At 71.8% G+C, this 17,236-nt stretch carries 21 protein-coding genes; 12 read left to right on the top strand and 9 right to left on the bottom strand.

Annotated elements, in window-relative coordinates; all coding sequences use genetic code 11:
• Positions 1–59 precede the first annotated feature (59 nt).
• Together OG219_RS24850 and OG219_RS24845 are read left to right on the top strand one after the other, a co-directional pair.
• Complete coding sequence (locus OG219_RS24850; RefSeq protein ID WP_266829972.1) at positions 60–614, top strand: DUF4231 domain-containing protein; 555 nt, start codon at positions 60–62, stop codon at positions 612–614.
• A 39-nt stretch (positions 615–653) separates the two neighbouring features.
• Positions 654–1,049 carry a molybdopterin-binding protein gene (locus OG219_RS24845; protein WP_266829970.1) on the top strand — a complete coding sequence of 132 codons (396 nt, stop codon included), beginning with the start codon at positions 654–656 and terminating at the stop codon, positions 1,047–1,049.
• Between the two features lie 16 nt (positions 1,050–1,065).
• Here OG219_RS24845 and OG219_RS24840 read toward each other — a convergent pair whose 3' ends face one another.
• From OG219_RS24840 to OG219_RS24830, 3 genes are all read right to left on the bottom strand, one after another.
• A complete protein-coding gene (locus tag OG219_RS24840) occupies positions 1,066–2,226 on the bottom strand; it encodes an NAD-dependent formate dehydrogenase (RefSeq protein WP_266829968.1) in 1,161 nt (386 codons plus the stop codon).
• Positions 2,227–2,333: 107 nt separating this feature from the next.
• On the bottom strand, positions 2,334–3,275 hold the full coding sequence (locus tag OG219_RS24835) for a LysR family transcriptional regulator (protein ID WP_266829965.1): 942 nt from the start codon (positions 3,273–3,275) through the stop codon (positions 2,334–2,336).
• Between the two features lie 166 nt (positions 3,276–3,441).
• Positions 3,442–3,936: a molybdopterin-dependent oxidoreductase gene (locus tag OG219_RS24830; RefSeq protein WP_266829963.1), complete on the bottom strand. Its 495-nt coding sequence runs from the start codon at positions 3,934–3,936 to the stop codon at positions 3,442–3,444.
• Between the two features lie 192 nt (positions 3,937–4,128).
• Here OG219_RS24830 and modA point away from each other — a divergent pair, with 192 nt between their 5' ends.
• Genes modA through OG219_RS24810 form a run of 4 tightly spaced genes read left to right on the top strand, consistent with a single transcriptional unit; the run spans position 4,129 to position 7,524 of the window.
• Positions 4,129–4,956, top strand: a complete 828-nt coding sequence (gene modA / locus OG219_RS24825; RefSeq protein ID WP_266829961.1) for a molybdate ABC transporter substrate-binding protein — start codon at positions 4,129–4,131, stop codon at positions 4,954–4,956.
• Complete coding sequence (locus OG219_RS24820; protein WP_266829959.1) at positions 4,953–5,852, top strand: ABC transporter permease; 900 nt, start codon at positions 4,953–4,955, stop codon at positions 5,850–5,852. Before modA ends, OG219_RS24820 begins: the two co-directional genes overlap by 4 nt.
• Positions 5,849–7,003: an ABC transporter ATP-binding protein gene (locus OG219_RS24815; RefSeq protein ID WP_266829957.1), complete on the top strand. Its 1,155-nt coding sequence runs from the start codon at positions 5,849–5,851 to the stop codon at positions 7,001–7,003. The genes OG219_RS24820 and OG219_RS24815 overlap by 4 nt, the downstream gene beginning before the upstream one ends.
• Positions 7,004–7,059: 56 nt before the next feature.
• On the top strand, positions 7,060–7,524 hold the full coding sequence (locus OG219_RS24810; RefSeq protein WP_266829954.1) for a cupin domain-containing protein: 465 nt from the start codon (positions 7,060–7,062) through the stop codon (positions 7,522–7,524).
• A 13-nt stretch (positions 7,525–7,537) separates the two neighbouring features.
• Here OG219_RS24810 and OG219_RS24805 read toward each other — a convergent pair whose 3' ends face one another.
• Complete coding sequence (locus OG219_RS24805; protein WP_266829952.1) at positions 7,538–9,688, bottom strand: BTAD domain-containing putative transcriptional regulator; 2,151 nt, start codon at positions 9,686–9,688, stop codon at positions 7,538–7,540.
• 91 nt (positions 9,689–9,779) lie between these two features.
• Between OG219_RS24805 and OG219_RS24800 the strand changes: the two genes are divergently transcribed.
• The 3 genes from OG219_RS24800 (at position 9,780) to OG219_RS24790 (ending at position 12,258) form a co-directional block, all read left to right on the top strand.
• Positions 9,780–10,742 (top strand): alpha/beta fold hydrolase, encoded by a 963-nt coding sequence (locus OG219_RS24800; RefSeq protein ID WP_266829950.1) that lies wholly within the window; start codon positions 9,780–9,782, stop codon positions 10,740–10,742.
• Between the two features lie 181 nt (positions 10,743–10,923).
• The gene (locus tag OG219_RS24795; protein WP_266829948.1) at positions 10,924–11,337 is read left to right on the top strand and encodes an ATP-binding protein; all 414 of its coding nucleotides are present in this window, start codon (positions 10,924–10,926) and stop codon (positions 11,335–11,337) included.
• Positions 11,338–11,442: 105 nt separating this feature from the next.
• Positions 11,443–12,258, top strand: a complete 816-nt coding sequence (locus tag OG219_RS24790; protein ID WP_266829946.1) for a hypothetical protein — start codon at positions 11,443–11,445, stop codon at positions 12,256–12,258.
• 265 nt (positions 12,259–12,523) lie between these two features.
• On the opposite strand, the gene OG219_RS24785 is transcribed toward OG219_RS24790, so the two are convergent.
• Positions 12,524–12,808: an SCO5918 family protein gene (locus tag OG219_RS24785; RefSeq protein ID WP_266829944.1), complete on the bottom strand. Its 285-nt coding sequence runs from the start codon at positions 12,806–12,808 to the stop codon at positions 12,524–12,526.
• 185 nt (positions 12,809–12,993) lie between these two features.
• Positions 12,994–13,197, bottom strand: coding sequence for a cold-shock protein (locus OG219_RS24780; RefSeq protein ID WP_010986199.1), 204 nt, complete (start codon positions 13,195–13,197; stop codon positions 12,994–12,996).
• A gap of 370 nt (positions 13,198–13,567) precedes the next feature.
• Here OG219_RS24780 and OG219_RS24775 point away from each other — a divergent pair, with 370 nt between their 5' ends.
• A complete protein-coding gene (locus tag OG219_RS24775) occupies positions 13,568–13,798 on the top strand; it encodes a hypothetical protein (protein ID WP_266457946.1) in 231 nt (76 codons plus the stop codon).
• A gap of 157 nt (positions 13,799–13,955) precedes the next feature.
• Positions 13,956–14,888, top strand: a complete 933-nt coding sequence (locus OG219_RS24770) for a hypothetical protein (protein WP_266829941.1) — start codon at positions 13,956–13,958, stop codon at positions 14,886–14,888.
• Positions 14,889–14,912: 24 nt separating this feature from the next.
• Here the strand turns inward: OG219_RS24770 and OG219_RS24765 are convergent, their stop codons facing one another.
• The 3 genes from OG219_RS24765 to OG219_RS24755 are packed head-to-tail and all read right to left on the bottom strand — an operon-like array spanning position 14,913 to position 16,412.
• The gene (locus OG219_RS24765; RefSeq protein WP_266829939.1) at positions 14,913–15,191 is read right to left on the bottom strand and encodes a ribosomal protein L7/L12; all 279 of its coding nucleotides are present in this window, start codon (positions 15,189–15,191) and stop codon (positions 14,913–14,915) included.
• Positions 15,192–15,202: 11 nt separating this feature from the next.
• Positions 15,203–15,892, bottom strand: a complete 690-nt coding sequence (locus tag OG219_RS24760; protein WP_266829937.1) for a L,D-transpeptidase — start codon at positions 15,890–15,892, stop codon at positions 15,203–15,205.
• Positions 15,882–16,412 (bottom strand): SigE family RNA polymerase sigma factor, encoded by a 531-nt coding sequence (locus OG219_RS24755; protein WP_266829935.1) that lies wholly within the window; start codon positions 16,410–16,412, stop codon positions 15,882–15,884. The genes OG219_RS24760 and OG219_RS24755 overlap by 11 nt, the downstream gene beginning before the upstream one ends.
• Positions 16,413–16,653: 241 nt before the next feature.
• Here OG219_RS24755 and OG219_RS24750 point away from each other — a divergent pair, with 241 nt between their 5' ends.
• Entirely contained in the window at positions 16,654–17,205 is a 552-nt protein-coding gene (locus tag OG219_RS24750) for a hypothetical protein (protein WP_266829933.1), read from the top strand.
• Positions 17,206–17,236 lie beyond the last annotated feature (31 nt).

Below are 17,236 nucleotides of genomic sequence, written 5' to 3'. Positions count from 1 at the left end.
ACCGGCTCCGCGCGCTGCCGGGGCTTGACTGTGCCCAAGGTCACCGATGTACTCCCCGCATGCCAGGGACGGATGACCAGCACGACGACGCGTTACTCGAAGCGCACCCCGCCACCCCCGGGCCGGAGGCGGCCACCGCGCAGGGCTATGTGGAGAGCAGGCTCGACCAGTACCGGGGCTGGTACGACAGGAAAGCCGTCAAGATGAAGGCCATGCACCTCAGGATGCGGACGCTGTCCGTCGTCGGGGGCGCGTTGGTGCCGGTCCTGGTCAATCTCGACCTGTCGTTCGCCAAGCTCGGCGCGACCGTGCTGAGCCTGGTCGTGGTCGGCTCGGTGTCCCTGGAGAGCGTGTACCGCTACCGCGAGCAGTGGAAGAACTACCGCTCGACCGAACAGCTCCTCGTGCACGAGCGCATCTACTTCGAGACCAAGATCGGCCCCTACACCGGCCTCTCGCAGAAGGAAGCGTTCCGGACGCTGGTCGCCCGTGTGGAGACGGCGATCGCCAACGAGAACTCCGCGACCCTCAACGTCATGACCCTGGGCGGCCAGGTCACCACCGACGTCCAGCTCCCGCCCGCCGTTCCGGAGGCCAGGCGCGGGGTCCAGTAGAGGTCGGAGGCCGGTGCGGCCCGACGTATCGTGACGCGTATGCAGTCCTACACAATCGGCCAGGCCGCCCGGCTGCTCGGCGTGAGCCCGGACACCGCCCGGCGGTGGGCGGACGCCGGGCGGGTGGCCACCCACCGGGACGACGGTGGGCGGCGGCTCATCGACGGCCGGGATCTGGCCGCGTTCTCCGTCGAGCTGGCGAAGACCGGCGGCGAGGAGGAGGCCCCCTCCTACACCTCCGTCCGCAACGCCTTCGCCGGCATCGTCACCGCCGTCAAGCTCGGCGACGTCGCCGCCCAGGTGGAGATCCAGGCCGGTCCGCACCGGCTGGTCTCCCTCCTCACCCGGGAGGCGGTCGAGGAACTGGGCCTGGAGGTCGGCATGGAGGCCACGGCGAGGGTGAAGTCGACCAACGTGCACATCGACCGCACCTAAGGCCCGCTTACGTCCGTCAGCCGGCCGTCGAGTACGAGTGCGCCCCCGTCCCCGCAAGGGCGCCCCCGTCGACGATCAGGTACTCGTCCCGTATCGCGGTGCCGTCGAAGAACGACTCCAGGATCTCCCGGGTGCCCGCCGCGTAGCGGGCCTGCGCGGAGAGCGAGGAGCCCGAGATGTGCGGGGTCATCCCGTGGTGCGGCATGGTGCGCCAGGGGTGGTCCGCCGGGGCGGGCTGCGGATACCAGACGTCTCCCGCGTACCCGGCCAACTGCCCGCTCACCAGCGCCCGTTCGACCGCGTCCCGGTCCACGATCTTCGCCCGCGCCGTGTTGATCAGATACGCGCCGCGCTTCATCGCGCCGAGCAGCTCGTCCCCGAACAGGCCCTCCGTCTCCGGGTGCAGCGGTGCGTTGATGGTGACGACGTCGCAGTGCGGGGCCATCTCCTGGGAGCTCTCGTGCCAGGTCAGCCCCAGCTCCTCCTCGACCTCGCGCGGCAGCCGGTACCGGTCCGTGTAGTGCAGCTTCACGTCGAAGGGCGCGAGGCGGCGCAGCACCGCGAGCCCGATCCGCCCGGCGGCGACCGTGCCGACGTGCATGCCCTCCAGGTCGTACGAACGGGCCACGCAGTCCGCGATGTTCCAGCCGCCGTCCAGGACCACCTGGTGGGAGGGGAGGTAGTTCCGTACGAGCGACAGCGTCATCATCACCACGTGTTCGGCGACGCTGATGCTGTTGCAGTACGTCACCTCGGCGACCGTCACGCCGTGCGCGATGGCCGCGTCGAGGTCGACGTGGTCGGAGCCGATGCCCGCCGTGACCGCCAGTTTCAGGTTCTTGGCGGCGGCGATGCGTTCGGGGGTCAGATACGCCGGCCAGAACGGCTGCGAGATCACGACGTCCGCGTCGGGCAGCTCCCGGTCGAAGACCGAGCCGTCGCCGTCCTTGTCGGAGGTGACGACGAGGGTGTGGCCGCGGTCCTCCAGGAAGCGGCGCAGGCCCAGTTCGCCGGTCACGCTGCCGAGCAGGTGGCCGGGGGTGAAGTCGGTCGCCTTGGGGGTGGGTGTCGTCTGGCCGCCCGGGTAGTGGTCGATGACGGGGAGGTCGTCACGGGCGTACGTCGTGGGGTATCCGTCGGTCGGGTCGTCGTACAGCACGCAGAGCACCTTGGCCATGTCGCGGCTCTCCTCAACTCCGTTGTCGGAAGGTCCCTTCACCATCCTCGGGGTCGATTCCGCAGGTCAAAGCGTTCCTTGCTATGCCGGGATAGACGGCGGCTATCTCACTCCTCCACGCCAGGTGCCTCCAGGTAGGTGTGGAGCAGCGCGTCCAGCGAGTCCCGTACGCCCGCGCCCCGCGCCACCTTGAGCAGCGCCTCCGCGAGCACGGACTGCGGATCGCCCTCGGCCACCACGAGCCCCACCCGCGGCCCGTGCGCCGGACCCTTCAGCGGCACCACCCGCATCCCCTCCGGTACGCCGAACATGTGCAGCCACGCGTGCGAGATCACGCTCGACCAGCGGCCGCCCGGCAGATGCGCGTACAGCCCGGCGACGCTGTCCGACTCGATCGCGGGCTCGGCACTCGCGCCGTCGGCGGCGAAGCACTCGTCGATGATCCGGCGGTTGCGCATCCGGGAGTTCAGCAGACACAGGGGCAGGGCCGCCGCGTCCGCCCAGCGCGCCGTCGACGCGGTGGCCAGCGGGCCGTCGTCCGGGGTGAGGAGCACGTACCGCTCCTCGTACAGCGGAAACCGTCGTACGTGACGGAGCTCGTCGTCGTCCAGATACGTCATCGCCGCGTCCAGCTCGAACTCGGCGAAACCGTGGGTGATCTCCGCGGAGGACAGCGACTCCAGGCTGACCCGGGCCTGCGGGTGGCGCTCGCAGAACGGGTTGGTGAGGAGGGAGGCGGCGGGCAGCGCGGTGGGGACGATGCCCAGGCGCAGGGTGCCGGTCAGGCCGCCGCGCAGCGCCGACAGCTCCTGCCGCAGGGCGTCCCGCTCGGCGAGGATGCGGTGCGCCCAGGCGAGCACGACCTCGCCCTCCGGGGTCAGCCCCTCGTACCGCCTGGCCCGCCGCACGATCGGCACGTCCAGCTCGTGCTCCAGACGCCGGATGGCGGCGGACAGCGACGGCTGCGACACGAAACAGGCGGCCGCCGCCCGCGCGAAGTGCCGCTCACGGGCGAGCGCGACCAGGTACTCCAGCTGACGCAACAGCATGCGTCACCTCCTGTTTCCGGGTCCCGCAGGCGGATCCCCGCCGACCGGTCAGGGTCGCAGACGCCGGGCGCTCCTGTCACGGCCGGCACTCTCCCAACGGCACAGCAGGACGGCCCGCAGGTCAAGGCGGTCGTACGGGCTGGAAGGTCACGCCCGGTGCGCAGGATCAGGCGAGGTCGTCGCCGGAAAGCCAGGACGAGTAGCCGCCGTCCACCCGTATCGCGTTGATGCCGCTGATGTGCCGGGCGCCGCAGCGGTCCTGGGGCAGGACGAGTTGGGGGCCCGCCAGGTCGAGCGGGGTTTCGTCGATGGAGACCGCGAGCAGGACCGGGGCGTGGGCGAAGTCGGGGTCGATCTCGGCCCAGGTCAGGAGGGCGTGGTGGCCGTCCGTTCCCGTCACGGCGATGAGGAAGCGCAGCCGGTCCTTGCGGCGGACGGGGTCGAACCCGGGTCCGGCGTCGGTGAGGACGTCGTGCAGCAGCGGGCCCCCGAAGCGGTGGTGTTGTACGCCGCTGGTGGCGCACTCGAAACTGGCCCGCACCCGGTGCTGGGGCCAGGCCATCAGGTCGGCCACCGTCAGCCGGGCCGGGTGGGCGACGTCGCCGGTCAGGGCGAGCTTCGCCGGGGCGTGGGCGGGCGTTTCCGTCAGGGGCCGGCTCACTGGGCACCACCTCCCGGAAGACGGTACCCACCCAGCGGTCCCGTACAAACGCACATGCGTGCACCCTGCGGCAATCATGCAGCTCATGCGATGCGACAGGAGACTTATGCCTTGCATATGCGGCAGTATGATCGGCGCATGCCCGCCTCAAGTGCCAGCATGCTCATCTGAAGCGTCAGAGGGAGTAGCCCCGTGAAGACCCGTTACGCACGTCGGACCCGCCGGACCCTGCGAGTGGCCGGTGCCGGTGCCGCCGCGCTGCTGGCCCTGAGCGCCTGCTCCTCCTCCGACTCCGACGACTCCTCGGTGAAGTCCGACACCTCGTCCTCCGCCTCCCCGGAGCTCACCGGCACGGTGACCGTCTTCGCCGCCGCCTCGCTCCAGGAGAGCTTCACGACGCTGGGCAAGGAGTTCGAGGAGGCCCACCCCGGTACGAAGGTGACGTTCAGCTTCGGCGGCAGCGACACCCTCGCCGCGAGCATCACCGGGGGCGCCCCGGCCGACGTGTTCGCCTCCGCGAGCCCCAAGACGATGGCGATCGTGACGGACGCGAAGGACGCGTCCGGCACCCCGGCCACCTTCGCGCGCAACCAGCTGGAGATCGCGACCCTGCCCGGCAACCCCGACAAGATCGCCTCCCTGAAGGACCTCACCAAGTCCGGCCTCAAGGTCGTGCTCTGCGACGAGACCGTCCCGTGCGGCGCCGCCGCACAGAAGGCGCTGGACGCGAGCGGCCTCAAGCTCACCCCGGTCTCCTACGAGCAGGACGTCAAGAGCGCCCTGACGAAGGTGGAGCTGAAGGAGGCCGACGCCGCCGTCGTCTACAAGACCGATGTGAACGCGGCGGGTGACAAGGTGGAGGGCGTGGACTTCCCCGAGTCGGCCGACGCCGTCAACGACTACCCGATCGCCCTCCTCAAGGACGCGCCCAACGCCGCTGCGGCGAAGGCGTTCATCGCGCTGGTGCAGTCCGCCGAGGGCCAGAAGGTGCTGACGGCGGCGGGGTTCCTCAAGCCGTGACCGAGCCCGCCCTCGACAAGTCCGCCGCCGGAGCCGACCGTTTGACCGGTGGGCCCCGGCGGCGGCGTGTCCGAGGCGGGGGGCCGGGTGTCCGGCGTGGAGTTCCGGGTCTCCGGCGCGGAGTGCCGCTTCCCCTCCTGCTGCCGGCCCTCGTCGGACTTGCCTTCCTGCTCCTCCCCCTGATCGCCCTCCTCCTACGAGCGCCCTGGCGCAGCCTCCCGGAGCAGCTGACCAGCCCCGAGGTCTGGCAGGCCCTGCAGTTGTCGCTGTTCACGGCGACGGCGGCCACCGCGGTGAGCCTGGTCCTCGGCGTGCCCCTCGCATGGCTGCTGGCCCGCACCGAGTTCCCGGGACGCGGTTTCGTACGAGCCCTGGTCACCCTGCCCCTCGTACTGCCCCCGGTGGTCGGCGGTGTCGCGCTGCTGCTGGCCCTCGGCCGCAACGGCGTCGTCGGGCAGTGGCTGGACTCGGCCTTCGGGATCACGCTGCCGTTCACCACGGCGGGCGTGGTGGTCGCGGAGACGTTCGTGGCGATGCCGTTCCTGGTCATCAGCGTGGAGGGCACGCTGCGCGCCGCCGATCCGCGCTACGAGGAGGCCGCGACGACCCTCGGCGCCTCCCGCTTCACCGCGTTCCGCCGGGTCACCCTGCCGTTGATCGCGCCCGGCATCGCGGCGGGTTCCGTACTGGCCTGGGCGCGCGCACTCGGCGAGTTCGGCGCGACGATCACCTTCGCGGGCAACTTCCCCGGCCGTACGCAGACCATGCCGCTGGCCGTGTACCTCGCCCTCCAGAGCGACCCGGCCGCCGCGATCGCGCTGAGCCTGGTACTCCTTGCGGTGTCGATCGCGGTGCTCGCGGGGCTGCGGGACCGCTGGATGACGGGGGTGTCATGACCGACGTACCCCTGACGTCGGCGTCCGAGCCGTTCGAGGCGTCGGAGCCGCCGGAGCCGTCCGAGGCGTCCGAGGCGTCCGACAAGGGGCTCGACACCCGCCTGGTCGTCGACCGCGGCTCCTTCCACCTCGACGTCCCGCTCACCGCCGCCCCCGGCGACGTCGTCGCGCTCCTCGGCCCGAACGGCGCCGGAAAGACCACCGCGCTGCGCGCCCTCGCCGGGCTCACCCCGCTCTCCGCCGGCGGGCATCTGCGCCTGGACGGCGCCGACTTGGACCGTACGCCGCCCGAGTCCCGCCCGGTCGGCGTGGTCTTCCAGGACTACCTGCTCTTCCCGCACCTCACCGCACTCGACAACGTCGCCTTCGGGCCGCGCTGCCAGGGCGTACCGAAGGCGGAAGCCCGCGCCCAGGCCGCCGCATGGCTGGACCGCATGGGCCTGGCCGACCACGCGGGCGCCAAACCCCGCCGGCTGTCCGGCGGCCAGGCCCAGCGCGTCGCCGTCGCCCGCGCGCTGGCCACCCACCCCCGGCTGCTCCTGCTCGACGAACCGCTCGCCGCCCTCGACGCCCGCACCCGCCTCGACGTACGGGCCCAACTCCGGCGCCATCTGGCCGACTTCGAGGCGGTGGCCGTACTGGTGACGCACGACCCGCTGGACGCGATGGTGCTGGCTGACCGGCTGGTCGTCATCGAGGACGGCCGGGTAGTCCAGGACGGAACCCCGTCGGACATCGCCCGCCATCCGCGTACCGACTACATCGCGCAGCTGGTCGGCCTCAACCTCTACAAGGGCAGGGCGGAAGGCCACACGGTCCACCTCGAAGACCTCGACGACCTCCAAGCTGGCTCGGCGATCACGACGATCACGACCACCGAGGACCTCACCGGCCCCGTCTTCGTGGCCTTCCCCCCGAGCGCCGTCACCCTCTACCGCGACCGCCCCACCGGCTCCAGCGCCCGTAACCTCTGGCGGTGCGAGGTCAGCGGCCTGGAAACCCACGGCGACCAGATCCGCGCCGACCTCACCGGCGAACTTCCCCTCGCCGCCGACCTCACCACCGTCGCCGCCGCCGAACTCGACCTGCACCAGGGCGCGCCGGTCTGGGCGACGGTGAAGGCGGCACAGACGCACGCGTATCCGGCGTGACCCGAACACGCCCGCCGTACGTTGATCCGCTCCCCTCAGCGTGGTAGACGCATGCAATGACCACACCCGAACCCCGTTCCAAGACACCGGCGTTGGCCGCCGCACTCGGCATGCAGCCCCACCCGGAGGGCGGCTGGTTCATCGAGACGTGGAAGGCGACCCACACCTTCCTCCCCGACGGCTACCCCGGCCCCCGCGCCGCCGCGACCGCGATCTACTTCCTCCTCGCCCCCGGAGACACCTCCGCCTGGCACAAGGTCCGCTCCGACGAAATCTGGCTGTGGCACCGCGGCGGCCCCCTGGAACTCCTCCTCGGAGGAGCCGCCGACACCCCCGACCCGAACCCCACGGTCGTCCGCGTCGGCCCCGGCATCGAAACCGGCGAGCACCCCCAGGCGCTCGTACCCGGCGGCATCTGGCAGTCCGCCCGCCCGGCGACGGACCAGGAAGTCCTGGTCAGCTGCATCGTGGCCCCCGGCTTCGACTACGAGGACTTCCACCTCATCGACTCGGGGGCCTGAGCCGCGCCGGGGCTCAGTCGTCGTCAGCCGCCGCGCCCGGAGAACGCAGTGCCGTCGCGATCTCCGCGAGCCACTGCTTCACCGGGCCGAGGCTGATCAACCCGCTGCCCGCGCCCGCGAGTTCGGCGGCGGCCGGGAGGAGTCGGGCGTGGGTCCGCCTCAGTACGAGAGGGTCGCCGAGCCGGAGCGCGGCGGCGGCCTCCAGGCAGGACAGCGCCTCGTACAGCAGGTCCCGGGGTGGCTCAGGCAGGGCGCGCAGTGCCGTGCCCGCCTCGGTGCGGCGGCCGGTCTCCAGGAGGGCGAGCGGCTCGGCCCAGGGGCGGTACGGGCCCCAGTCCGCGCGCAGGTCCACCTCCGTCGCCGGCGCCCGGTGCGCCACGCGCAGGCACAGCGACGCGAGGGGGAGGAGCCCGCGCTCCAGGCCCGGCATGCCGGCGCCGTCCAGCCGTGCGGCGGCGGCCCGATAGGCGGCCTCGGCGTCCGCCCGCCGTCTCCCGGTCGCGGCCGTCCGCAGCGCCCCGTACCACTCGGTGAACACACCCACCAGCGGCAGTTCGTGACGCTCCGCCAGCCGGTCCGCGGCGGCGGCGTGTTCGTCCGCCGTCGGGAAGTCGGCGAGCGCGCTGCGGGCCTGGAGGCGGATGAGGTGGCCCAGGACTTCGAAGGTGGTCAGGCCGTGACGGGCGGAGAGGGCGACCAGTTCCGCGCCGATCTCGTCACGGCGCGGGGCGAGTCCCGCGCAGTCGAAGGACTGCATGAACGTGCCGTTGAGGGCGAACGCCAGCAGCGCCGGGTCGTCGAGGCGGCGAGCGGTCTCCTCCGCCTCGCGGGCGGCCTCCGGTCCGCGAGGGGAACGGGTGCCGCGCATCTCCAGCGCGATCGTGGCCAGCAGGCGGCAGCGCGCCGCGTCGTACGCCGGGGCGTGCGGCAGGGCCGCGAGGGTGCGCTCGGCGGCCGCGACGAGCCGCTCGGCCAGTTCCGGATCGTCGACGCGCGTCCAGATCGCGGGGACGTCGTACGCGCCGATCACGCGGGCGGTCAGTTCCGCGTCGCCGGACTCCTCCGCCGCGTCGACGGCCGCCATACGATGCTCACGCGCGGCCTCCAGACCACCGCCGCCGGTCACCGCGAGGCTCCGCATCAGCCCGACGGCCGACTCCAGCCGCGCACGTGGCCCCGCACCGGCGGCGCGGTCGTAGGCGGCGGTGGCCCGTGTCCAGAGCTCCGCGGCGACATCGCCCGGGTGCGGGCCGTGGGTTTTTTCGCCCCCTCCGCCCCTACCCGTCCCGTACTTCCGGGCTCCGCCCGGTTTCAGCCCCTCCGGCGTTTGAGGAGCGGGGGTTTGGGGGCGGAGCCCCCAAGTGACGGGAATGGGAAGGGGCGGCGGGGGCGAAAAAACACCCACCTCCAACCCCGGATCCTGCGCCAGGATGTCCGCCTCCAGGCGCCGCAGCCCGGGCCCGGGATCCAGCCCCAGCCGGTCCGCCAGCGCAACCCGCGCCCGCCGCAGCACCGCAAGCGCATCCGCCTGCCGCCCCGCCCGATAGAGCGCCAGGCCGAGCAGACACCACGCGTCCTCACGCCAGGGATGCCCGGCGGCATGCGCATCAAGGTCGGGCACCGCCTCCGCCGCCCGCCCGAGCGCAAGCTGAACCGCAGCACGACGCTCAACGGCCTGAAGCCGAAGCTCGGAAAGCCGGGCCCGCTCCCCGCGAGCCCAGCGCTCGTGCGCGAACTCGGCGTACGCGGGCCCCCGCCACCACCCGAGCGCCTCCTCCAGCCCCCCGAGCGCCTCCTCGGCGGACAACTTCACGGCATCCCCGACGACCGCCTCGAAACGCCACGCGTCCACCGCGTCCGGCGGGACACGCAACGCGTACCCGGGCCCCTCGGTGACCAGCAACCGAGCCGGTGCACGCGGCGGCCGCTCCGGTTCCAGCGCCCGGCGGAGCGCACCGACGAAGGTCTGTACGGCCCCCACGGCACCCGGGGGCGGGTCCTCCCACAGGTCTTCGACCAGCCGGGCGACGGACACGACGCGCCGCCGGGCCACGATCAGCCGGGCGAGCACGGCCCGGTGCCGCGGCCCCTTCAACACGAGCGATCCCCCGCCTCGCTCGGCCACGACGGCCCCGAGCACCCCGAAGTCGATCCGCTGCTCCACGCCACCACCGTACGCGCGCTGATTCGCCGCTGATTCACGCCCGGCAAGCTCAAGTCGTCCCTGCCCCGCCCCCTCCGAAAGGCAGAAACCCATGCCCCCGGCCACGCCCGCGACCAAGCCTCCGACCATCCCCGGCTTCGCCTACCACCGCATCCCCGTCGCCACCGACGTGTCCCTCAACGTCGCCGTCGGCGGCTCCGACGGCACCCCCGTCGTCCTCCTGCACGGCTTCCCGCAGACCCATCTGATGTGGCGACACGTGGCCACCGACCTCGCCGCCGATCACACCGTCATCTGCCCCGACCTGCGCGGCTACGGCGCCAGCGACAAGCCGGCCGAACCCGCCGAACCCACCGAACTCGCGGGAACCAACGCCGGGTCGACGTACTCCAAGCGCACCATGGCCGCCGACATCGTCGCCCTCGCCCGCGCCCTGGGCCACGAGCGCTTCGCCCTGGCCGGCCACGACCGAGGCGCGCTCGTCGCCGTCCGCGCCGGACTCGACCACCCCGACGCGGTCACCCACCTCGCCTCGCTCGACGTCCTGCCCACGCTGGACATGTGGGACGTCCTGCACGGCACGACCGCGGCGGTCGCCTTCCACCTGTACCTCATGGCCCAGCCGCCCGGCCTGCCGGAACAGCTCATCGGCGCGGCCCCGGACGCGTTCTTCGGCCACTTCCTGGACCAGTGGACCCAGAACCCGCAGACACGGAACGGCGAGACACTGGCCATCCCGGACGACATCCGCGCCGCGTACCTGAAAGCGTCCCGCGAGGCGGTGCCGTCCATCGTCGCCGACTACCGTGCCTCCGCCGGCATCGACGTCGTACACGATCTGGCCGACCGCGAGTCCGGAAACCGCCTGCGGATGCCGGTCACCGTCCTCCAGCAGGACTGGGGCGCCGCCCTCGGTTTCGACGCCGCCGCGCGGTGGGCCGCCTGGGCGACCGACCTGCGCCACTCCACCGTCTCCTGCGGTCACTTCATGGCCGAGGAGGCGCCCGCGGAGGTCACGAAGGCCGTACGGGATCTGCTCACGCGCACGGGTTGACGGGTGCCGCCACTCCCGTAACTTCCTTAGCGCCTTTGTGCCGTTCGACGCCGGTTGTGGATCACTCGGCGTGGGCATCACCCGTAGGCAGGACCGGCCGCGCACCGTATCGCGCGGGTCCCGGCCGGTGGGGGGTCCGACCGCCGGGAGTACCGACCGTCCTGGAGGGGAGTGAGGTGTCATGCGTGCGCATGAGCGCGCCGTCCGGCCGACCGCCCGCGTCGAGTACACACTGCCGCGCACGGCGGTGTCGGCGGGAAGGGCCCGCAGGCTCACGTCGGCGTTCCTCACCCGGCCGCGGATGAACGCACCGACGGCCGACCAGGTCGACGACGCCACGCTGATCGCCTCCGAACTGGTCGCCAACGCCGTCCTGCACGGCCGCACCGGCTGCCGGCTCCGCCTCCAGGTGGGTCACGGCGAAGTGACCGTCGAGGTGCACGACGACAGCCCCGGGCGACCCAGGCTCGGTCCGATGGACACCGACTCGGAGAGCGGCCGCGGTCTCGCGATGGTCCAGTTGCTCGCCAACCGCCTGGAGGTCGTCAGCACCGGTTTCGGCGGCAAGACGGTCCGCGCGGTCCTGGCGGTCTGAGACTCCGCCGGCCGAGACGCCGGTGTGCGCCCGGGAGGGTGACGCGGAACGGCCCGCCGACCGGCGTCGGCCGACGGTCGTCCCACCCGCATGTAGAGACGACCCATGCGCTTCTCTCGTATCTCCCGAGTCTCCCGCGTGTCCCTTGCCGGGAAGGTCTGGGTGTCGGCCGTGGCGGCGACGGCGGTCGCGGGCGGGCTGGTCGCCTTGCTCGTCACCGGAGGCGGAGACGGAGGTGGCGGTAACGGCGACAGCGCTTCCGCGGACGGGGCTCAGCGCACGGCCATCGCGCTGACCCGGTTCCGGACGGCGTCCAAGGCCGGTCCCTCGGAGGTCACTGTGCGGCTTCCCTCGGCGGGGGGCGGGGCGGTGACGGTGCGCGCCGTGGCCGACTACCGGGTTCATCGGGCGGTCGGCGTGTACGAGGTGATGGACGGGGATCACATCATGCGGGGGCTGCTCGCGTGGGACCTTGAGGGCGTCGCCGTGGCCGGATCCCCGGTGACCGCCCCCGATGACGCCTCCGGGCACACCGCGAGGCCGGCCGCACCCGGGCCTGTCACCACCGCCGTCCAGGCGGCGCGGCGGGCGAGCGCCCTGACGCCGGGCCAGTGGAAGCGTCGCCCCTACGGCAACGCTCCGCTGGACCAGGCCCTGCAACTGGCACTGTCCGTGGCCGCGGACCGCCCTGCCGACCAGCACTCATGGTCACGCGCCGACGGCCCGGCCATCCACCCCACCGCCTCCGCGCGCCCCCGCCCCACGACTCCGCCGACCTACTCGCTCGACACCGCCGGGGACCTGCGCCGCATCACGGCCCGCGTCGCCCTTGGCCGGGAGGCGACGGTCGACTTCACGTCGAAACGGGTCCGAACGGGGGTTCCGGGCGCGCCGTGGGAGGGGAGGCTGGGGCGCCCGTGAGGGGGGTGGGGGTTTTCGCCCCCTCCGCCCCTACCCGTCCCGTACCTGGGGCTCCGCCCCAGACCCCGCTCCTCAAACGCCGGAGGGGCTGAATCTTTCCCCGACCGGCGCTGAAATCTTTGGCCCCGGCCGGGGAGAGATCTTTCAGCCCGTCCGGCGTTTGAGGACGAGCGCGTCAGCGCGACAGCGGGGGTCTGGGGGCGGCAGCCCCCAGGAACGGGACGGGAAGGGGCGGAGGGGGCGAAAAACTCAACCCCGCACCCCACTACGCCGGTTCAGCCGACCAGTCGCTGAGCGCAGCCCGCGCGGGCGCCGGCGCCGCCGCGTGGCACACGAACCCAAGACGGGTAAGCGCACGGGCCACCTCGAACTCGGTGAAGTCGCGACGGTCCTGCCGGGTGATGACTTCCCCGACCTGCTTGACGGGGTACGTACGGGAACCGATGACCACGGACTGACCGGTGACGGGTTCCGGCTGGACGGCCGCCATCGAGTGCTCGACCTCGCTCTTGATGAGGTCGAAGGGGAAACGGGCGATCACACAACGCATGGTGCCTCCGCGGGGGAAGTTTCCCAGCACCGGAAAGCGGGCACGGCGTCACGGGAAATTCGCCGGAAATTTAATGCGTGAATAAACAAAAAGCAGGTGGCCGGGAACCGCACCTCAGGGTGCAGGTCCCGGCCACCTGTAAGCGTCGGCCGACTCAAGAGTCAGGCGTCAGCGGGGGTCCCGGACTAGGCGGGGACGATGTTCTCCGCCTGGGGGCCCTTCTGGCCCTGGGTGACGTCGAAGGTCACCTTCTGGCCTTCCTGGAGCTCACGGAAGCCCTGGGTGGCGATGTTCGAGTAGTGGGCGAAGACGTCGGCGCCGCCGCCGTCCTGCTCGATGAAGCCGAAGCCCTTTTCCGCGTTGAACCACTTCACGGTGCCAGTAGCCATGTCAAATCTCCTTCGGGGCAAAGCTCGAGGACCCACACTGTGTGGGTCCGCGTCTGCGCGATGTTGCCCCCTCCGGAAAAAGCACCGGATATTCAGAAGCCAACTCCCCGGTACGGACCGGAAAGTCGGCTCCAAGACTTTGGGAACCACAACTGCAACTGATATCGACACTAGCACGGGACGGGCGGCGAGGGGGGCGCACTATCTCACCCCACTCAGGGGAATAAAGAAACTCCCCGCACTGCGAACCAATTTCTCTGTCTGCCACGACAGATATTCACCCCCGCCGGAGGCAGTGATCACCTGCCGCCCGCTGCCGACGGGCCCGTCCCGACTTGCCGGACCCCGCCGCCCGGGGTGCGCTGGAGGCATGACGACCGACCCCGGCGCGGTCTCCGAGACCTTCGCGTTCGCCTGCGGGAACTGCGGACACACCTGGCGGGCGACCTTCAAGGTCATGTTCTTCACCGACCCGCTCGACCCGACCGGGCAGGGCACTCAGGAGTACGTCGACGAGGACGGCGCCGCCATCAGGTCGCCGCTGACCGACGCGGTGTGCGCGGTGTGCGGGAGCCGACGGGTCCGCGTGTCGGCCGGCTGACGCGGCGACCCGGGATCTCCCGCGATCTCCCCCGATCGTGCGGACTCACCCGACGCACCCGACGCACCCACTCACCCGGACGGACCGGTGCGCTGGTGGGGTCCGGGGTCCGGTGGTGGCGTGGGGGTAACTGTCGCGCCCCCAGGAGGCCCCCGCCATGACCCGTCGCCCGCCCCGCGTGCCCGCCTCCCGCGTCCCCGCCACTCGCGTTCTCACCTCGCGAGCCCACGCCTCCCGCGCCCTCGCCTCCGCGCTGACCGCGGGCGTACTGATGTCGGCATCCGCCTGCTCGCTCCTCGAGCGGCCCGAGAGCGCGAAGTTCGACGTATCGCCCGCGTCCCCCACCGCCACGGCGTCCCCCAGCGCCTCCGCCACCGCGTCACTCACGGCCGCGCAGGCCCGCGACGCCCTCCTCGGCCCCGCCGAGCTGGGTGAGCGGTGGTCCCCGACGCAGGGCGGGGCGACCTGGCGGGACGGTCTCCTCAAGGGGAGGACGGATGTCGCGGACTGTCAGCGGCTCCTGGACGGGCTGTACGCGGAGGATCTGCTGGGCAAGCCGAAGGGGGCCGGCGCGGTCGTCGGCCTCGACGAGAGCGACACCGAGGCACAGTTGCGCTACCAGGTCGCCGCGTACGGGGGACCGGCGGAAGTGGACGCGAAGATGGCCTGGCTGCGGACGCTGCCGGAGAAGTGCGCGGAGTTCACGGCCACCGATGTCAGGGGCGAGCGGCAGACGGTACGGGTGGTCCCTGCGGCGCTGCCCGGCGTGGGCGACGCCCGCGAGGGTCTGCGGATGACCATGAGCGGTGAGGGCGACCTGTACGGCGAGACCCCGACGCTGACACTGGACTTCGCCGCCGTGCGGGTCGGCGACAGGGCCGTCTCCCTCACCAACGGCGGACTCGGCGGCGCCGAGGAGGACTTCACGAACCAGGCCGTCCAACTGGGCACCCAGCGCCTCCAGAACATCCTCGCCGGAGGAACGCCCCCGAACCAGCCCGCAGACCGGCCCGCAAACCAGCCAGCAGACCAACCCGAAGACGAGTCAACCGACCTGCCCGCCGATCAGCCAGACACTCAACAGGGCTGACAGGTAGGGCAGTTCACGGACGGTTCACTCCATGCGCTCGACCGCGTCCTTGGCCTCCTGGAGACCGGCACCCGTGGCCGCCCGGTAGGCCTTGATCGCCTGGATCTTCTTGCCGTCCCGCAGGAACGCGGCGACCTCCGGCAGCTCGGGATCGTCCGCGTGGATGCCGAGGTGGCCGATTATCAGGTCGATCTTCTTCTCGACGCGGGCGATTCTGCGGTCGGCCCGGGTCAGCTTGGCTTCGAGTCCGGCGAAACTCGCGATCATGATCGCGGCGATGACCAGGAGTCCTGTCATTTCCATGGTGAGGAATCCTAGGGGCCGACGGTGGCCGTGTCCGTGGGCGATGTGACGGTCGGTGTCGACACGGGAGTCGGCGTCGGCGCGGTCCCCTCGATGTCGACCACCGACCCCTCCTTCAACTGCCCGTACAGCCACTCCGCGTCGCTCTCGCGCAGGCCGATCCAGCCGGACGTGAGGTCGTAGTTGCCGGGAGCCTTCTCGTCGTACGCGAGGCCTGCGATGTAGTTCGTCTTGCCGTCGGCGGCGCGGAGTTCGATGAACCAGGGGACCTTGAGGTCGTAGCCCTTGTAGCCGAGTTCCTCGGCGGGGATCAGTTTCATGGTCACCCTGGCGGTGACCGTCATGCGGTCCGCCGGCGTGGGGGTCTGCGCGGAGCCGGAGGAGAGCGGCAGTTCGCGGCCCGCGACCGTGACCACCCGTCGGGACAGGTCGACCACGGCGTCGGCCGTCGCGGGGGTGGTGGGCCTGCCGGTGGGGCTCGCCGCCGGGGAGGGGTGCTGGTTCGTGTCGCCGCCACCGAGGTTCAGGGCCACGACCAGGGCGAGCGCCGCCGCGGCGGAGGCGCCGACGACGACGGCGGCCGTACGGCGGTGGCGTCTGCGGCGTACCGCCCTGCCGCGGATCTCCGCGCCGGACAGCGGCGGAGGCGTCTCGCCGGTGACAGCCAACTCACGGAGTTCGGAGGTGAGTTCATCGGACACGATTGTCCTCCCTCTCCCCTGTGCCGGCCGGGTCGGCCGAGTCCGCGTCGCCCGCCGAAAGGTCCCGTGCCAGCGCCGCCCGGCCACGGGACAGCCGGGCCTTGACCGTCCCCACGGGGGCGCCGGTTTCGGAGGCTACCTGCTCGACACTGAGGTCGCACAGATGGTGCAGGACGATGGCCATCCGCTGCGGCTCGGGCAGTGTGCGCAACGCGGCGACGAGGGTGGCGTGTTCGGGGCCGGGCCCGGGGACGTGCTCCGGCGGCGGATTCCGGCGCACCAGTTCCAGCCAGCGGCGCGCCCGGCGCCAGCGGCTCACCGCGAGCCGCATCGCCACGGTGCGTATCCATGCTTCCGGTGCACCGTCGGCGAGGAACTCGCGCCGCCGGTCCCAGGCGCGTACGAACGCCTCCTGGACGACGTCCTGCGCCTCGCCGTGGTCCCCGGTGAAGGCGTAGAGCTGGCCGGTCAGCCGGGGGAACGCGGTCGCGTAGAACGCGTCGAACTCTTCCTCGGTCATGCCCCTCGCCGGAGTTCGCGGAAATTTCCGAAGTCCCGTGCAACCCGGCGGTCCGTGCCGTGCGTACAGGTCCCGTACGTCGCACATCGAAACACACCACAGGAAGAAATCCTGTGCCGGTGTCATCCCGGCTGTGTCCCCCGGGAGTTTGAAGGAGTGGAGAGGCGCCCTCCGTCCCGTATCGCTCATCTCACTCATGCGGATCCCCAACGGGCCGCGCAACACGAGGAGTTGTCCGTTCATGACACGGATGCAGAAGTACCTGGCCGCCGCGGTGGTCGCCGCCGCGCTGGTGGGGGCGCCCACGGTGTCGTACGCCGCCGCGCCGGGGAGGGCGGCGTACGGCACCAACACGCATGCTCCTTCGGCCCAGATCGTCGCCCCCGGCGAACATGTCGCGGGCGGCGTCCCCGGCTTCGAGCTCTGGCTCACCGAGGAGGGCAAGTACTGGACGACGCCCGGGGATTCGGACCCGCAGTTCCGCAGTGTGATCGACGGGAACATCGACCGGAGTCAGCCGGGCGTGTCGATGCAGGCGGAGAGCGACAACGGGCACGTCGTCCTCTCCGGCCTCTACTACGGCGGCAAGGGCACCGCCTCGCGGGTCACCGTGGAGACCTCCGCCGGGACCGTGCGCGGCAAGCTCCTCGAGCTGGCGGGCAAGCCCGGCTGGGGCGTCTGGTACGCCACCGCCGATGTGCCGGTGGGTGACGACGGGGGCCTCGACGCCCTCGGCACCATCACCGTGTACGACACCAGAGGCAAGGTCTACGCGCAGCTGCCGCAGAACTGATTCCGCGGGCGGGGGAGTCGGGTCGTTCAGG

The sequence above is a fragment of the Streptomyces sp. NBC_00038 genome (genome assembly GCF_026343635.1).
GTDB lineage: Bacteria > Actinomycetota > Actinomycetes > Streptomycetales > Streptomycetaceae > Streptomyces.
This window is presented reverse-complemented; position numbering and strand designations above follow the sequence as displayed.

What these genes read in the sequence shown, in the direction of transcription:
- OG219_RS24770 (WP_266829941.1), top strand. Translation starts at nt 13,956, where the DNA reads ATGACCCGTCGCCCGCCCCGCGTGCCCGCCTCCCGCGTCCCCGCCACT.
- OG219_RS24795 (WP_266829948.1), top strand. Translation starts at nt 10,924, where the DNA reads ATGCGTGCGCATGAGCGCGCCGTCCGGCCGACCGCCCGCGTCGAGTAC.
- OG219_RS24765 (WP_266829939.1), bottom strand. Translation starts at nt 15,191, where the DNA reads ATGGAAATGACAGGACTCCTGGTCATCGCCGCGATCATGATCGCGAGT.
- OG219_RS24800 (WP_266829950.1), top strand. Translation starts at nt 9,780, where the DNA reads ATGCCCCCGGCCACGCCCGCGACCAAGCCTCCGACCATCCCCGGCTTC.
- OG219_RS24845 (WP_266829970.1), top strand. Translation starts at nt 654, where the DNA reads ATGCAGTCCTACACAATCGGCCAGGCCGCCCGGCTGCTCGGCGTGAGC.
- OG219_RS24835 (WP_266829965.1), bottom strand. Translation starts at nt 3,275, where the DNA reads ATGCTGTTGCGTCAGCTGGAGTACCTGGTCGCGCTCGCCCGTGAGCGG.
- OG219_RS24775 (WP_266457946.1), top strand. Translation starts at nt 13,568, where the DNA reads ATGACGACCGACCCCGGCGCGGTCTCCGAGACCTTCGCGTTCGCCTGC.
- OG219_RS24850 (WP_266829972.1), top strand. Translation starts at nt 60, where the DNA reads ATGCCAGGGACGGATGACCAGCACGACGACGCGTTACTCGAAGCGCAC.
- OG219_RS24780 (WP_010986199.1), bottom strand. Translation starts at nt 13,197, where the DNA reads ATGGCTACTGGCACCGTGAAGTGGTTCAACGCGGAAAAGGGCTTCGGC.
- OG219_RS24785 (WP_266829944.1), bottom strand. Translation starts at nt 12,808, where the DNA reads ATGCGTTGTGTGATCGCCCGTTTCCCCTTCGACCTCATCAAGAGCGAG.
- OG219_RS24750 (WP_266829933.1), top strand. Translation starts at nt 16,654, where the DNA reads ATGACACGGATGCAGAAGTACCTGGCCGCCGCGGTGGTCGCCGCCGCG.
- OG219_RS24790 (WP_266829946.1), top strand. Translation starts at nt 11,443, where the DNA reads ATGCGCTTCTCTCGTATCTCCCGAGTCTCCCGCGTGTCCCTTGCCGGG.
- OG219_RS24755 (WP_266829935.1), bottom strand. Translation starts at nt 16,412, where the DNA reads ATGACCGAGGAAGAGTTCGACGCGTTCTACGCGACCGCGTTCCCCCGG.
- OG219_RS24815 (WP_266829957.1), top strand. Translation starts at nt 5,849, where the DNA reads ATGACCGACGTACCCCTGACGTCGGCGTCCGAGCCGTTCGAGGCGTCG.
- OG219_RS24810 (WP_266829954.1), top strand. Translation starts at nt 7,060, where the DNA reads ATGACCACACCCGAACCCCGTTCCAAGACACCGGCGTTGGCCGCCGCA.
- OG219_RS24840 (WP_266829968.1), bottom strand. Translation starts at nt 2,226, where the DNA reads ATGGCCAAGGTGCTCTGCGTGCTGTACGACGACCCGACCGACGGATAC.